This is a genomic window from Euryhalocaulis caribicus, assembly GCF_000412185.1.
GTDB lineage: Bacteria > Pseudomonadota > Alphaproteobacteria > Caulobacterales > Maricaulaceae > Euryhalocaulis > Euryhalocaulis caribicus.
The window spans coordinates 1-14,944 of the sequence record NZ_ASJA01000020.1 but is presented as its reverse complement, the minus strand read 5'-3'; the positions used below and the strand labels follow the sequence as shown (position 1 = coordinate 14,944).

At 64.2% G+C, this 14,944-nt stretch carries 16 protein-coding genes and 1 riboswitch; of the genes, 5 read left to right on the top strand and 11 right to left on the bottom strand.

The annotated features are described in order from the left end of the window. Positions 1-114 precede the first annotated feature (114 nt). Genes L338_RS14075 through L338_RS14065 form a run of 3 tightly spaced genes read left to right on the top strand, consistent with a single transcriptional unit; the run spans position 115 to position 1,141 of the window. A complete protein-coding gene (locus L338_RS14075) occupies positions 115-438 on the top strand; it encodes an ArsR/SmtB family transcription factor (RefSeq protein ID WP_022699036.1) in 324 nt (107 codons plus the stop codon). Then, positions 435-845, top strand: coding sequence for an SRPBCC family protein (locus L338_RS14070; RefSeq protein WP_022699035.1), 411 nt, complete (start codon positions 435-437; stop codon positions 843-845). Before L338_RS14075 ends, L338_RS14070 begins: the two co-directional genes overlap by 4 nt. Positions 846-904: 59 nt before the next feature. Next, positions 905-1,141: a hypothetical protein gene (locus L338_RS14065; protein ID WP_022699034.1), complete on the top strand. Its 237-nt coding sequence runs from the start codon at positions 905-907 to the stop codon at positions 1,139-1,141. Between the two features lie 87 nt (positions 1,142-1,228). On the opposite strand, the gene L338_RS14060 is transcribed toward L338_RS14065, so the two are convergent. Next, a complete protein-coding gene (locus L338_RS14060) occupies positions 1,229-1,483 on the bottom strand; it encodes a hypothetical protein (RefSeq protein WP_022699033.1) in 255 nt (84 codons plus the stop codon). Between the two features lie 186 nt (positions 1,484-1,669). Here L338_RS14060 and L338_RS14055 point away from each other — a divergent pair, with 186 nt between their 5' ends. Next, a complete protein-coding gene (locus tag L338_RS14055; protein ID WP_022699032.1) occupies positions 1,670-2,758 on the top strand; it encodes an acyltransferase family protein in 1,089 nt (362 codons plus the stop codon). Here L338_RS14055 and L338_RS14050 read toward each other — a convergent pair. After that, positions 2,755-3,726, bottom strand: coding sequence for a calcium/sodium antiporter (locus L338_RS14050; protein WP_022699031.1), 972 nt, complete (start codon positions 3,724-3,726; stop codon positions 2,755-2,757). The two genes, L338_RS14055 and L338_RS14050, sit on opposite strands and share 4 nt — an antisense overlap. Positions 3,727-3,801: 75 nt before the next feature. Beyond that, positions 3,802-5,322 (bottom strand): FMN-binding glutamate synthase family protein, encoded by a 1,521-nt coding sequence (locus tag L338_RS14045; protein ID WP_022699030.1) that lies wholly within the window; start codon positions 5,320-5,322, stop codon positions 3,802-3,804. A 103-nt stretch (positions 5,323-5,425) separates the two neighbouring features. On the opposite strand from L338_RS14045, the gene L338_RS14040 reads away from it, so the two are divergent. Beyond that, positions 5,426-6,520 carry an acyltransferase family protein gene (locus tag L338_RS14040; protein ID WP_022699029.1) on the top strand — a complete coding sequence of 365 codons (1,095 nt, stop codon included), beginning with the start codon at positions 5,426-5,428 and terminating at the stop codon, positions 6,518-6,520. 37 nt (positions 6,521-6,557) lie between these two features. Here the strand turns inward: L338_RS14040 and L338_RS14035 are convergent, their stop codons facing one another. The 8 genes from L338_RS14035 to gcvT all read right to left on the bottom strand — a co-directional run bounded on the left by L338_RS14035 (position 6,558) and on the right by gcvT (position 14,550). After that, complete coding sequence (locus tag L338_RS14035; protein WP_022699028.1) at positions 6,558-8,342, bottom strand: dipeptidyl-peptidase 3 family protein; 1,785 nt, start codon at positions 8,340-8,342, stop codon at positions 6,558-6,560. A 1,027-nt stretch (positions 8,343-9,369) separates the two neighbouring features. Continuing rightward, positions 9,370-10,947, bottom strand: coding sequence for an aminomethyl-transferring glycine dehydrogenase subunit GcvPB (gcvPB, locus tag L338_RS14030; RefSeq protein ID WP_022699027.1), 1,578 nt, complete (start codon positions 10,945-10,947; stop codon positions 9,370-9,372). Positions 10,948-10,964: 17 nt separating this feature from the next. After that, positions 10,965-11,321, bottom strand: a complete 357-nt coding sequence (locus L338_RS17440) for a hypothetical protein (protein WP_152485909.1) — start codon at positions 11,319-11,321, stop codon at positions 10,965-10,967. Position 11,322: 1 nt separating this feature from the next. Further along, positions 11,323-12,663 (bottom strand): aminomethyl-transferring glycine dehydrogenase subunit GcvPA, encoded by a 1,341-nt coding sequence (gene gcvPA / locus L338_RS14025; protein WP_022699026.1) that lies wholly within the window; start codon positions 12,661-12,663, stop codon positions 11,323-11,325. Beyond that, a complete protein-coding gene (locus L338_RS14020) occupies positions 12,660-12,860 on the bottom strand; it encodes a hypothetical protein (RefSeq protein ID WP_022699025.1) in 201 nt (66 codons plus the stop codon). Before L338_RS14020 ends, gcvPA begins: the two co-directional genes overlap by 4 nt. After that, positions 12,857-13,033: a glycine zipper domain-containing protein gene (locus L338_RS17735; protein WP_169435144.1), complete on the bottom strand. Its 177-nt coding sequence runs from the start codon at positions 13,031-13,033 to the stop codon at positions 12,857-12,859. The genes L338_RS14020 and L338_RS17735 overlap by 4 nt, the downstream gene beginning before the upstream one ends. A 19-nt stretch (positions 13,034-13,052) precedes the next feature. Further along, a complete protein-coding gene (gene gcvH, locus L338_RS14010; RefSeq protein ID WP_022699023.1) occupies positions 13,053-13,427 on the bottom strand; it encodes a glycine cleavage system protein GcvH in 375 nt (124 codons plus the stop codon). Positions 13,428-13,440: 13 nt separating this feature from the next. Then, the gene (gene gcvT / locus L338_RS14005; protein WP_022699022.1) at positions 13,441-14,550 is read right to left on the bottom strand and encodes a glycine cleavage system aminomethyltransferase GcvT; all 1,110 of its coding nucleotides are present in this window, start codon (positions 14,548-14,550) and stop codon (positions 13,441-13,443) included. A 39-nt stretch (positions 14,551-14,589) separates the two neighbouring features. Further along, positions 14,590-14,702: riboswitch (glycine riboswitch) on the bottom strand. Positions 14,703-14,944 lie beyond the last annotated feature (242 nt).

Here is a 14,944-nt window from a genome sequence, read left to right as displayed (position 1 = left end):
GCCGCGCCCTTTCCGGCGCGGCCGTTTTGCTATTCAGCACCCTCATTCCTGTTTGACTCATGCATAACTGGCTGGTTATTGGCTCATTCAATAACCAGCCAGTTATGTGTCTCTATGCCCGATGCCCATGAAGTTCTGTTCAAGGCGCTCGCCGATCCAACCCGGCGGGCGATTTTCGAGCGGCTGTGCCGTGAGGGAGAACAGACGGTCGGCGGACTGACGGCGGCGGCGGGAATTTCGCAACCGGCGGTCTCGAAGCATCTCAGGCTGCTGAAACAGGCCGGGCTTGTGCGCGACCGTCATCAGGGCCGCGAAACCCATTACAGCCCCCTGCCCGGCGCTCTGACGCCGCTGAATGACTGGACGGGGGAGATGGCCGGGTTCTGGGAGAACCGGCTGGACGCCCTCGAAGATCTTCTCAAAAGGATGGATCAATGACCGAACCGTCAGCCGAACCGCGCGCAGTCGTCGTGGAGCGGGACCTGCCCTATCCGCCGGAAAAAATCTGGCGGGCTCTCACACAGCCGCACCTGATTGAGGAGTGGCTGATGAAGAGCGATTTCAAACCTGTCGTGGATCACCGTTTCGATTTCCAGTTCGACTGGGGCGTCGTCGATTGCCAGGTGTTGGAAGTCGAGCCGCAAAGGGCGCTGACCTATACGTGGGTATCGGGCGAGCTTGAGAGCGTTGTCGCCTGGACGCTTGAACCGGCCGGCGGCGGAACCCGGCTTCGCATGGAGCAGACGGGCTTCCCGACTGGACAGCCGCGATACTTCCACGGCGCGCGGGCCGGTTGGCCGCGCTTTTTCGATGCGCTGGAGCAGGTCCTGGAAAAGACCGCCTGAGGTCCGCTTCCAGCGCGACGCGATAATCCCGGTTCAGATTTTTTCCTGAAGGAGTCCCTATGATCTTTAGCAAATGGATTCGCCAGATACATCGCTGGCTGTCTATCGCCTTTACGCTCGGCGTAATCGTCAATTTCGTCGCCACGATGAGCGGGGAGGAGCCGCCGGTCTGGGTTTATTTCCTGGCGCTGGGGCCGCTCTTCCTGCTGCTGGCGACGGGTTTGTATATGTTCGTGCTGCCCTACGCAGTACGGTGGCGCGGCGCGCGGCAGAGTCGGCAAAGACAAGCGCAATGACAAAACAGGCATCGGCGAAGAACAGGAATTGAAAGCCGGGGCTGCTATCGGGCGGCAATCCGCAGATCCGCTAAGGGCGAACGCCCGCTAATTTTCCGAGGTTGTTTTCCGGCGGCGGGTGCGGCGCTGGACGGCGCGCACCCGGGCATGGACACGCGGGTGATTGTGCAGCCACGCCATCACGGCCCGGCGGAAGCGCGGCACGCTGTGCATCAGCAGGAACGTGCCCGTGATGATCATGGGAAGCCCCAGAGGAATCGGTAGCGGCGTGATCGGAATGCCGAGCAGAATCAGCAGCACGCCGAACGTCGCCATGATGGGGCGGAGTATCAGTGCGATCATCAGTTTCGACGCGTCTTGAAGGCGCCGGCTCCTTTCTTCTCAAAACGGGCTGCAAGAAGTCTCACAGACCGCGGCTGAACGCGCGATGAGCATTCATGGTTGCCCTGGGGGTCGGGGTTCGATGAATATCGTCCCCCTTGTCTAAAGGCCTGCCCGGGGCCGCCGCCTGAAAGCCTGTTTCGCGATATGAACCGCTATCTCGTCAATATTCAGGCGCTTCGCGGCGTTGCGGCCAGTCTCGTCGTCCTGTCACATCTGGGCGTGGTAGAAGCCAAATATGGCGGAGATACGATCCTTCCCGGAGAGACCATACTGGGATTCTCCGGGGTCGACCTGTTCTTCGTCATCTCCGGATTCATCATGGTCCATGTCACGCAGGGCGATTTCGGGGCTCCGCGAAAGGCGGGGGCGTTCCTGTTCTCGCGCTTCACGCGCATCTATCCGCTCTACTGGCTGGTCAGTCTTTTCCTCATCGTCGTCTGGCTACGTTGGCCTGATATGGTGTTCGCATCGGCGACCGGAAGCCCCGATCTGATAAAATCCCTCGCCCTGTGGCCCGAAAGCCGCCCTCCGCTTCTGGCTGTGGGCTGGACCCTGATACATGAACTTTATTTCTATCTGGTATTCGCGGCGATGCTTCTGGCGCCGCGCCGCTGGCTGCCCGCCCTGCTGGCGCTGTGGATGGGCGCGGTGACGCTGGGCGCGCTGGCGGGCCTTGGCGGGGTCAGTCCGGAACTGGCTATCGTCTTTCACCCTCTGACGCTGGAATTCGTTCTGGGCGCCGCGGCGGCGCTGATTTTCCATGGGCTGCCCGGCGAAAAACGCGCGGGGGCCGCCATTCTGGCGCTGGGCGTTGCGGCGTTCTGCGCCGCGCTGATCTATGCCGGCGCGAACTGGCCCGGCGCGTTCCCCGATCACTGGGCGCGGGCGCTGTTATTCGGACCGCCGGGGGCGCTGATCGTCTATGGACTGGCGGCGATGGAGCATCGCGGCCGCGCCGCGCCCGCGTGGTCCGGCGTGTTCGGCGACTGGTCCTATGCGCTGTACCTGACCCATGTGCTGACCCTGTCGGCGCTGGGGCGGCTCTGGGCGCCCGTCGCCACTGGCGGGGCAATCGACAATGTCGCGGCCCTCATCATCCTGTCGGCGGCCGCCATCGCCGCCTCCGCGGCCGCGCATCTTCTGGCGGAGAAGCCGATGCTGCATGTCACGCGAACGCTGCGGCGGCGGATCTTCGGGCGCAAGCCGGCCTGGCGCGGCGCGGGCGCGCCCTAGGCCGCCCCCGCGCCTGCGCGAATGGCCAGCAGACCGATATAGGTCGCGTAGAGCAGCACCATCACCCCGCCTTCCAGACGGCTGATCTTGCGGTTCGTGAACGCAAAGAACAGCACCAGCGCGGTCGCGGCCAGCATCACCCAGACATCGGTTCCCGCGATGTCCGCCGGGGCTTCCATCGGGCGGATCATTGCGGTGACGCCCAGAATGGCCAGCACGTTGAAAATGTTGGAGCCGAGGACATTGCCCAGCGCAATATCGCTTTCCTTGCGGAAAGCCGCGATCAGGGACGTCACCAGCTCCGGCAGGGAGGTGCCGACCGCCACGATGGTCAGACCGATCACCGTTTCGGGCACGGAGAAGCCGCGCGCCACCTCGATCGCCCCGAAGACGAGGAATCGCGCGCCCAGGATGGTGATGACGATGCCGGCGAACGCGATCAGCAGGGAACGCCAGAGCGGGGCCGCGCCCTCTCCCACCACCCCGCCCTCGCGCACATGCAGGTCCGCTTCCTCCGGCGCGACGCCGCCGCGCTCGCGCAGCCATGTCGCGAACAGATACCCCGCCAAGAGCGCGACAAAGGCGAGGCCTACCCAGCGGTCGAAACCGACCGTCAGCGCGGCCAGCGTCAGCGCGATGGCCGCGCCCGCGGCAATCAAGCCGTCCCAGCCCAGCGCCCGGCGATCACAGACGACCGGGAAGACCAGCGCGGACACGCCCAGGATCAGAAGGAAATTGGCAATGTTGGAGCCGACGACATTGCCCACCGCCACGCCCGGCGATCCGGCGAAGGCCGCCTGCAGGCTGGTCACCAGTTCCGGCGTCGAGGTGCCGAACCCGACCAGCGTCAGGCCAATGATCATGGGCGAAACGCCCAGCCGCCGCGCCGTCGCCACCGATCCGCGCACCAGCGCGTCCCCCCCGACGGTCAGGAAGACAAGTCCGGCGATGATGGCGGCGATTTCCATGGGCTATTCCGTTCAAGCGTCAAACAACAGGGTTTCTGGTAGCAGCGCCCGGCGCGGCCTCAAACGGCTTTCCCATCATTCCGCCGCGGCGGCGGGCTTCGCAGGGGCGGCCGGGCAGATTTCGCTGAGCGGCACAGCGCGCCCGTCAGGCTGGACGATGCGGACATGCCGCCGCTCCAGGTTCCGGCCATGGGCGACGCCGCAGGAATGGGCGATGACGCCGATGCCGTATTCGATGCGTCCGACATAATTGGCCACCGATTTTGATTTCTGTTCCGGGTCCAGCCCGCCTTGCAGGCTTTCCTTGTGGGTGGTCACGCCCGTCGGACAGTTATTGGTGTGGCAGCGCATGGCCTGGATACAGCCGATCGAAAACATGAATCCGCGCGCCGAATTGACCGAATCCGCGCCGGCGCAATAGGCCCAGCTGGCCTCCGCCGGGGTGATCAGCTTGCCCGAGGCGATCACCTTGATGCGGTCGCGCAGCCCCTTGCGGATCAGCGTATCGACAACGCCGGGCAGGGACTGGCGGATGGACAGGCCCATATTGTCCATCAGCGGCATGGGCGCGGCGCCGGTGCCGCCCTCCCCGCCATCCACGGTGATGAAGTCGGGCGCGCTGTCCGGCCCGCGGCGATGAATTTCGTCGCAGAGATCTTCCAGCCAGTCATAGGAGCCAAAGCAGGATTTGAACCCGACCGGCTTGTTCGCCACGCCCCGGACCCGCGCGATAAAATCCAGAAGGTCGGAATTATCGGCGATTTCCTCGAACCGGTTGGGAGAGATGGAATCGAGCCCGGCCGGGATGCCGCGAATTTCCGCGATTTCCTCTGTCACCTTGTCGCCGGGCAGGATGCCGCCCTTGCCCGGCTTGGCGCCCTGGCTGAGTTTCACCTCGATCATCTTCACCTGATCATGCGCGGCGATTTCGGCCAGACGTTCGTCCGACAGCGAGCCGTCGGAATTGCGCACGCCGTATTTCGCCGTCCCGATCTGGAAGACGATGTCGCAGCCGCCCTCGAGGTGGTGCGGCGAGAGCCCGCCCTCCCCCGTGTTCAGCCAGCACCCGATCTGGGCCGCGCCGCGCGACAGCGCCTGCACGGCCGGTTTGGAGATCGAGCCGTAGCTCATGGCCGAGATATTGATCAGGCGCTGCGTGCGATAGGGGTTTGGCGTCTGCGGGCCGAACACCAGTTCCGGCGGATCGTCATGGTCGCCGCCGGCGTCCAGATAGGGATAGGCGGCGTTGATGAAGACCGGCGTGCCGATGAGATTCAGATTGAGGGTGGAGCCGAAAGGCTGGATGTTCGGCGCGCCCTTCGACGACTTGTAGACCCATTCCCGCTGGGCGCGGTTGAAGGGCATTTCCTCCCGGTCCAGCGCGAAGAAATATTGCCGGAAGAACTCGCCCAGCCGGTTGAAGATGGTCCGGAAGCGGCCAATCACCGGATAGTTGTGCCGGATGGAATCCTGGCTTTGCGTGGCGTCGGCGATCCACAGGACCACCACGGCGAACAGGCCCGCGCCGATGCAGAAAATGAAAAGCGTGGCCAGGAAATCCAGCCCGCCCATCGTCAGTTCCTGAAGAAATTGCATCGCTAGGGGCTCCCGGTCACGCTTTCCACGAACGGTTCTTTCTCTACCAAGCCTTCGCCACGGCGGCTAACATCGGTCACGGAATCGCAACGGGCGGGCGGACATGACAGACAGGATACTGGGCGTTCAGGCCCTGCGGGCTCTGGCCGCCTGCCTCGTGCTTTTTTCGCATATTCACTACATCGAGATGCGCGACCATGCGGAGGCCGCCGTTCCGGTCTTCCTGCTCTATGGCTATTCGGGCGTGGATCTGTTCTTCGTCATTTCCGGCTTCGTCATGGTCCTGGTCACGCGCGGGCGGCTGGGCTCAAAAACGCAGGCCGGGTCGTTTCTGTTCAGCCGGTTCGCGCGCATTTATCCGACCTACTGGCTGTTCTGCGGTCTGGCGGCGCTGGCCTTCGCCTTCACCGGGTCGCTGGCGGTGAAGCTGGAGGCCGGAAATCTGGCCGCGTCGCTGGCACTGTGGCCGTCGGATGCGACAATGTTTCTGGGCCTGGCGTGGACGCTGGTTCACGAGATGTATTTCTACCTGGTCTTCACGCTGTTCATTTTGCTGCCGGGCCGCTTCCTTCCTTTCCTGCTGGCCGGCTGGGCGGCGATGGTTGTGGGCGGGCAGGCGCTGGGCGCGGGGGAGGCGCGGCCAGTCATCCGCCTGATCTTCGACCCGCTGACGCTGGAATTCATCGCCGGGGCGGTCGTGGGCCTGCTGTTAACGTCCGGGCGGCGCGCCGGGGCGCATGTCGCGCTGGCGCTTGGGCTGGCCGGCCTGATCCTTGGCATGGGCGCCATCGGGCCGGAGCAGGCGACCACGGGGACGGCGACAAACTGGCCCCGCACGCTGATCTTCGCGCCGGCCTGCGCGCTGATCGTCTATGGCGCGGTGGGGCTGGAGCTGGACCATGGCTGGCGCGCGCCGGGATGGGCGGTGCGGCTGGGCGACTGGTCCTATTCGCTCTATCTGGGCCATTTCCTTGTCATTTCGGCCCTGTCGCGGCTGTGGGCGCCGGTCTCCGCGTACGGAACGCTTTGGGATAATGTGCTTGCGGCCATTGTGATGGCCGGGGCCTCGGTCATGCTGGCCTGGCTGGCCTTCACCTTTTTCGAGCGGCCGGTCATCGGCGCGGCGGCGCGGCTGCGCAGCCGGATATTCGCGGCGCGCAAGCCCGAAGGCGGGCGCATCGCCTCCCGCATCTGGTAGCCGGGCCGCGCGGCGCTGGCGCGGCCCGGCGCCCGGATCAGATCTCGTCCGGATAGATCGGCTGAATGTCCACCGGGATGCCGCCCATCGAGTTCAGGACGGCCCGCGCATTGCCGTCCAGACGGGCATATTTCTCGAAAAAGGCTTTCATGCCGTCATAATCGCCGTCGCCCTGCAGACGGATGAGGTCCCCCGTCAGGTCGGTGACGGCGCCTTCCAGCGCGTCATAATCGACGCGGTAGCGGTTCTCTTCAGCGACCCACTCAAATGCGCCCTTCTCCTTGTAATAGGAGTATTGCAGCGCCGCGCCGCGGCCGTGCGCCTCGTCAATGCCGAAGCGGACGGCGCGGAAAATGCCGGCAAAATAGGTCGCCAGCAGCTCGTCCCGCTCGGCCTCGGGCAGCTCGCCCTCATTCATCATGTAGAGGATGTTATAGACGCCCATGACGTCCGCCTTGGCCTCTTCCGAGGCGGAATAAACCTCTTTCAGCACGGCGCTGACGGTGGTCTCGCGGCCGTCAAGGGTGATCGTACCCGGGCCGAGGCTGTGGCTCAGCTCATGGAACAGCGTGTTACGCTGCATATAGACCCGCGACACCAGGTCCGCCTGATCGGCGACAAGGACCTTGTCCGCCATCGGCGACAGGATGCGGTCGTATTTCGCGCCCAGCACGTTTTCCAGGATCACCTTCTTGGCGCCCTTGGCCTCGCGCACGCGCTCGTCATTGGGCAGGTTGAAGGCGATGGTCTGCACGCCCGGCACATTGTCGCCGCCGCCATGGACCTGATCGGCCACGACGATGGGCGATTCAAAACCGCGCTGGAAATTCTTGTAGGAATCCTCGACCGGGAGGTTTTCCTCCATGTCGCGCAGATGCGCCTTGTACTTGTCCAGCGCCGCGCTTTCCTCGGGATCCTTGACCGTGATGAAGGCCTCGAAGGCCGCTTTCTGGCCCAGCAGGCGGTCCGTATAGACCTCATAGGGGCCGATCACGACTTCGATGGGCGTGCCTTCCAGGTCCATCCACGCCATGTCGGAGTCGAAATAGTCGTTCGTGCGGAACGCCTCGGCCCGCAGGTTGAGATAGTTTTTCAGGCTTTCATTGGAGGTCGTCTCCGCCGCCTGGCGCAGCAGATCGGCGGCCTGTGACAGCTTGCCGGCGTAGAACTCGGAATACGGGGTCGCCTCCAGCCCGCCATCATCGGTGCGGCGGATGACGGTATAGGGATCGGTGAAGGCGTCCGCCTGATCGGGGTGCTCATCAACCCAGGTCTGGAATTCCTCACGCGTAATGTCTTCGGGATAGAAGCCCGCGCCCAGCGGCAGTTCCTCGTCGCCATAGAAGGGATGGTATTCGTCCAGGCTGTCCCAGGCGCCCAGATGCAGATCGTACATGTCCAGCAGGCGGCCGCGATTTTCCGGATCGCTCCGGGCGATTTCGGCGCGCAATTCCTGATTGCCCTCGCGGATCTGGCGGACATAGAGATCGGTCATGATCTCGGCGGCGTCGATCAGGATATTGACGACCTCGCGCTCTTCCTCATTGAGGAAGGAGACGTCGGGGTTCATCTCGATGCGGGCGATCTTGGCGCGCTGGGCCTTGATGTCATAAGCGGCCTCGGCGGCGGAAGCGGTGTCTTCGGCGGCGGTCCCGTCCGCGTCCGCGTCCGCCTCGTCCATCGCGCCGGCCTCATCGGCGGGATCTGCGTCCTGCGGCAGGGCCTCGCCCGCCGGGGCCTCGTCTTCCGGCGCTTCGGGCGCGTCGGACCCGCAGGCGGCGAGAAGGGCGAAGGCGGCGGAGGAAAGCAGCAGAGCGCGCATGGAGGGCCTCTTTTCAGGCTGTGAATATTTGGCGCGGAGCATAAGGGCTGGGCGGAAGGCGCGCAAAGGCGTCTGCATGGCCGGCGGGTTACGGTTTCACGCGGGGCCTTTGCGTCGATTATCAGTTTCTCCCTTTCCCCCAATTAAGGGGACGAGGGTTTCTCTCTTTCGGCCCCACACCTCTCTTCATCGTCATCCTCCGATCTCCGCTTCGCTTCGTCGGAGGATGACGATGGTGGTTGGTGTCTTCGGTTACGCGTTTGGCTCCACGGCGCGTCCGCCGCAGAGTTATCCAAGAAAACACGAGGGTGGTGCGGCGCGTCTTTCGGGACGCCGGTTACCGTGTGTTTGTATGTTTCGCGTCCTTGAGACGCGCCGCGCGGTTCTTTTGCGGAGGGCGGGAGTCGCCTCGACCGGCCTCTCCATCCGCTTTCCGCCAGAGTCTTAATAGCCAGGGCATTTCAGCCTCAGACTGGCGCCTGGCGGTGCGCCGGGACGCGCACGGACTCGGCCGAGCCATGCCGTATCCCGGGAACCGCGTTCACTCCGTCCCTCGGGCGACCGGATCCGAAGCCCCTCGCATGACGGCGAACACCGACGAGTATGGCTCAGGTGGGAAGCCGGGCGGATTGTTTGTGATTCATCCTCCTAAATTGTCATCCCGCACGGAGCGCAGCGGAGATGCGGGATCTCGGCGGAGCTTGCGCGCTTGTTCGCCGGGATCCCGGATCAAGTCCGGGATGACAATGGGGGGATAGGGAGGACGCGTTTTATTCTGTGACGGCCCTTCGAGACGCCGCGCCTGAAGGCGCGGCTCCTCAGGGGAAGGGTGATAGGAAGGGATGGAGAAACAATAGTTTCCAACCCCAATTCCTTAGCCTGAGGAGCTGCGGAGCAGCGTCTCGAAGGCGGGGTCCAGAAGGCGGGACTTTCCCGGGAAATTCGGCGGAGTTTCCCCGTCAACCTCCGCTCAGGCCAGAGAAAGACGGGGAAAAAAAGCCCCTCCCGTTTCCGGGAGGGGCTTTTCTTATTGTGCGGCCTGGGCTTCGGCTTCCGCGGGTTTCCAGCGGAGGACGGGTTGCCGGGCGGCCCGGGTTTCGTCGAGGCGTCGCAGGGGGGCGTGGACCGGGGCCTGTTTGAAGCGTTCGGTCTCGCCCGCCTTGGCGGCTTCGGCCAGGGCCAGAAGCGTGTCGGCGAAGCGGTCCAGCGAGGTTTTCGACTCCGACTCCGTCGGCTCGATCAGCAGGGCGCCGTGCACGACCAGCGGGAAATACATGGTCATGGGGTGGTAGCCCTCGTCGATCATCGCCTTGGCGAAGTCGAGCGTTTCCACGCCGGTGTCTTTCAGGAAATTATCGTTGAACAGCGCTTCGTGCATGCAATAGCCGTCGAAGGCGCGGGTCATCGGGCCGTCCAGCAGGGCCAGCAGGTAGTTGGCGTTGAGGACCGCGTCCTCGCTGGCCTGTTTCAGGCCGTCGGCGCCGTGGCTCATCATGTAGGAGAGCGCGCGGACGAACATGCCCATCTGGCCATGGAAGGCCGACATGCGGCCGAAGGGCGCGCCTTCGGCGTCTTCGTTGCGCTCAACCAGTTTCCACTTATCGCCGTCCTTCACGACGTAAGGGACCGGCGCGTACGGGGCCAGCGCGTCGGAGAACACGGTCGGGCCGGCACCGGGGCCGCCGCCGCCATGCGGGGTGGAGAAGGTCTTGTGCAGGTTGATGTGCATGGCGTCGACGCCGAGATCGCCCGGGCGGACCCGGCCGACAATGGCGTTGAAATTGGCGCCGTCGCAGTAGAAATAGCCCCCCGCCTCGTGAATCAGGTCGGCGATGGTGCGGATGTCGCGTTCGAACAGGCCGCACGTATTGGGGTTGGTCAGCATGATGCCGGCGACATCGTCGCCCAGCTTGCCCTTCAGCGCCTCCAGATCGACGCGGCCGGTGTCATCGCTGGGGATCTCGTCGACGGTGAAGCCGCACTGCACGGCCGTGGCCGGATTGGTGCCGTGGGCGGAGTCCGGGACCAGCACGCGGCGGCGCTTTGTCTGGCCATCCGCGTCCAGCTTGGCGCGGATCGCCAGCATGCCGCAAAGCTCGCCATGGGCACCGGCCTTGGGACTGAGCGCGACGGCGGGCATGCCGGTGAGCGTGGTGAGCCAGTGGCTGAGCTGGTCCATCAGGGCCAGCGCGCCCTGCACGGTGGATTCCGGCTGCAGCGGGTGCAGATCGCCAAAGCCCGGCAGGCGCGCCATCTTCTCGTTCAGGCGCGGATTGTGCTTCATCGTGCAGGAGCCGAGCGGATAGACGCCCAGATCAATGGCGTAGTTCTTCTGGCTGAGACGCACATAATGGCGCATCGCCTCGGGCTCGGTCAGGCCGGGCAGGCCGATGGCGTCCTTGCGTGCGAAATCGCCGAGATCGTCCGCGATGTCCGGAGTCTCGGGCAGGTCCACGCCGGTGCGTTCATTGTCGCCGCGATCGAACAGCAGAAGCTCTGTCTGCTGCAGCGCCTTGGAGCCGGAAAAGGTCTCGAACTGGCCTTCATTCTCTGCCTGCGCGACGGCGGGGCGGGACGGGCGTCCTTGCTTGTTGAGCGTATTCATCGAGTTAAACCAAAGCCCTATTTCGTATTGTCTTCGTAGTCGCTAACCGCTTCAATGAATTGTGACCTATCCGGGAATTCAAGCTTGATTCCATAGCAAGTCGGCTCTGACCCTTTATTGAGCTTTTTCGGAAAGTTTCGCATATTAGAATTGAAATATTCCATGTATTTACCCAATCTCAAATCCGAGATATGCCGCAACAAACGATGATCGTCCGGATGAGCTATGAAGTTCCATGCGGACGACTCCTTGGAGGTGTAAATATAACGGCTTGAGAGATTCAGAGTGATTTCGCTAACTTTTTCAGTTTGATGAACAATATCGTAACCTGAATCACGAAGCTCAATATCTGACCTATTTTTCATTGCGCTCATCTTACAGCGCTCCCTTCAGGGCGTTTTCCAGCGCGTCGAAATCATCGTCGGTGACGGTCTCTGTGACCGCGACCAGCAGGATGTCGTGCAGGCCCGCGTTGGGATCCAGGCGGCTGAACGGCACGCCGGCGAGGACGTTCTGGGCGGCCAGCGTTTCCACCACCCCGGCGGCGGGCTTGGCGAGGCGCAGCGCGAATTCATTGAAGAAGCGCGGCGTGACCACCTCGACCCCGTCCAGCTTGCCGAGGCGTTCGGCGAGCTGTCGGGCGCGGCGGTGATTGAGCGTCGCCAGCTCCCTCAGCCCCTTCTCGCCCAGCAGGGTCATGTGAATGGTCCAGGCCAGCGCGCAGAGGCCGGCATTGGTGCAGATATTGGAAGTGGCGCGGCCGCGGCGGATATGCTGCTCCCGCGTCGAGAGGGTCAGCACGAAGCCGCGATTGCCGTCGGCGTCCACCGTCTCGCCGGCCAGGCGCCCCGGCATCTGGCGGACGAATTTTTCGCGGCAGGCAAACAGGCCGACATACGGGCCGCCGAAGGTCAGCGGGTTGCCGATGGACTGGCCTTCCGCGGTGACGATGTCCGCGCCCATTTCGCCCGGCGACTTCACCGCGCCGAGGCTGACCACTTCGGTCACCACGGCGATGACCAGCGCGCCCTTTTCGTGCGCGGCTTTGGCGATGAGTTCAAGGTCCACCAGCGTGCCGAAGACATTGGGCGTCTGCACGACCACGCAGGCGGTCTCGTCATCGATCTGGTCAATCACCTGCGCGTCCGCGTCGATGGCGGACGGGATCTCTGTGATGTCGATATCGGTGGTGCGGGCCAGCATCTGGGTGGCCTCGGCGTAATGGGGGTGCAGACCGGGGGCAAAGACGCACTTGTTGCGGCGCGTGACGCGGGCGGCCATCAGCACGGCCTCGGCCGTGGAGGTGGAGCCGTCATACATGGAGGCGTTGGCGACCTCCATGCCGGTCAGGAGCGCGACCTGGGTCTGGAATTCGAACAGGGTCTGCAGCGTGCCCTGGCTGATTTCCGGCTGGTACGGCGTGTAGGCGGTGAGGAACTCCGACCGCTGGATGATGTGATCGACGCTGGCCGGGACATGATGGCGATAGGCGCCCGCGCCACAGAAGAACGGCGCCTCGCCCGCGCTGAGCGACATGTTCGAGAGCTTCCTCAGGGCGCGCTCGACCTCCATCTCGGATTTCTGGCGCGGCAGATCGATCAACCCGTCCAGGCGGGCCGATTCCGGAACATCGGAGAAGATTTCATCGATCGAGGACACCCCGATCGTCTTCATCATCTCGCCGCGTTCGGCGTCGGATAGGGGGAGATATCTCATTCGTCTTCGTTCCGTCCGTTTGAAACGTCCAATTTGTTCTCTGTCCGCGCCGCCCAGTTCACGCCAATCGGCAAACCCGCCACGGCGCCCATCACCGCGCCTATCCAGCCAGCGCCCGTTCCTTCTGAGAGCTGGAGGCCAAACAGGGCGCCGATCAGAAGTCCGGCAATCAGGGCTATGGCGACCCGGAAGGTCATTCTTCGCCGTCGCCTCGACTATCGTCTTTTTTGCGCTCGCGGCGGCCAAAGCCGGCCCCGAAAGCCGCGCCGAGCGCCACGCCCAGAGCGACGCCAAGCGCAATTTCATCCATGGCCGCGCCGATCGCCACGCCGATGGCAACGCCAATGGCGATGCCGGTACCCGCGTTCATCGTGCGCTTTTCGGCCAAATCAGCCCTCGTTGGCGGCAAATTCCTTGTAGGCGCCGTCGTCCATCAGGCCGTCCAGCTCGCCCGCATCGGAGAGCTTGAGCTTGATGAACCAGCCCGCGCCGTCGGCGGCTTCGTTCACCGTGCCGGGATTGTCGGCGATGGCGGAGTTCACCTCGACGACCTCGCCGGAGACCGGGGCGTAAACCTCGCTGGCGGCCTTCACCGATTCCACGACCGCGGCCTCGTCGCCTTTTTTCAGACTGGCGCCGACATCGGGCAGCTCGACGAACACCACGTCGCCCAGCTGTTCGGCGGCGTGCGGGGTGATGCCCACCGTGCCGACTTCGCCTTCAACGCGGATCCATTCATGGTCTTTGGTGTATTTGGTGGTCATGGGCGGGGTCTCCTCAACCGCGATAGTAATTCTGGGGGACGAAGGGGGTCTTCACGACCTCGGCGGCGCGCGCCTTGCCGCGCACCAGGATGTCCAGTTCCGTTCCGGTCTTCGCGAAATCGGGCGTCACATAGGCCATGGCGATGGGCTCGCCCAGCGTCGGGGCGAGGCTGCCGGAGGTGACGACGCCGATGATGTTGCCGTCCTTGTCCGCCACGTCCGCGCCTTCGCGCGCCGGGGCGCGGTCGGCCAGTTTCAGGCCAACGCGCTTGCGCGTCGGACCGTCCGCGATCTCTTTCAGGATACGCTCGGCGCCCGGGAAATCGCCGCGCTCGCGCCGCACCTTGGGCAACGCCCAGAGCAGCGAGGCCTCGACCGGGGAGGTCGTGTTGTCGATGTCGTGGCCATAGAGGCAGAGACCGGCTTCCAGGCGCAGCGAGTCCCGCGCGCCGAGGCCTATGGGCTCCACATCGTCGAAGGACAGGAATTTCTCGGCCACTTCCACGGCCTTGTCGGCGGGCACGGAAATCTCGAACCCGTCCTCGCCGGTATAGCCGGAGCGGGAGACGATGGCGTTGACGTCAAAAATATCGGCGCGGGCGGCCTGCATGAAGGTCAGCTTCGCCGCTTTCGGGGCGACGGCCTGCATCACGCGCATGGCTGCGGGGCCCTGCAGCGCCAGCAGCGCGCGGTCGTCCCGGCGGTCCAGCTTGGCGCGGCCTTCCAGCGTCTTCGCGATATAGTCGAAATCGCCGTCCTTGGTGTCGGCGTTGACGACCAGGAACAGGCCGTTCTCGTCGGGCCGCGAGACCATGAGGTCGTCCATGATGCCGCCGTCCCCGTTCAGCAGCAGCGTATATTTCTGCTGGCCGTGTTCGAGGCTTTGCAGATCGCCGCTGGAAACGCTTTCCAGCGCGGCCGCGGCGTCATCGCCGGTCAGGCGGGCCTGACCCATGTGGGAGACGTCGAACAGGCCGGCGCGCTCTCGCACCTGGGCGTGCTCCTTCAGGATGCCCATGGGGTACTGAACCGGCATTTCATAGCCGGCAAACGGCACCATGCGCGCGCCAAGGGCGACGTGGAGGTCATATAGGGGGGTGCGCTTCAACGCTTGATCGCTCATTTTGCCTCGACAGCTTGACCGGGCCTCATCGCCCGGCAATCCGCCCCCGCTGTCGTGGCGCCTGAGAGATTCGCGGGAGAATATGCTCTCCGCTTGCTCCTTCGGCGGGCGTCGGCGGAAAAAATGCCGCGCCGCTTTCCAGCGTGTTGTCAGTCGCGGTCCCTTGCACCTGAGCGTTTCCGGGGCGGTTGCGCCTTCGGCGCCGGACGAATCCGGTCTCTCCCACGACTGGGCCAGAACCTAATCAGCGCCGCGCGGGAGTCAATCTTGGCGGGCGGTTCGGGAAGGCGCAGCGGAAGCATTTTCAAGTCCCTTCTCCCCTGTGGAGGGGAGAAGGTGGTCCGGAGGGCCGGATGAGGGGAGGCGTTGAAAAACGCGCTCTATCCTGAGAGCC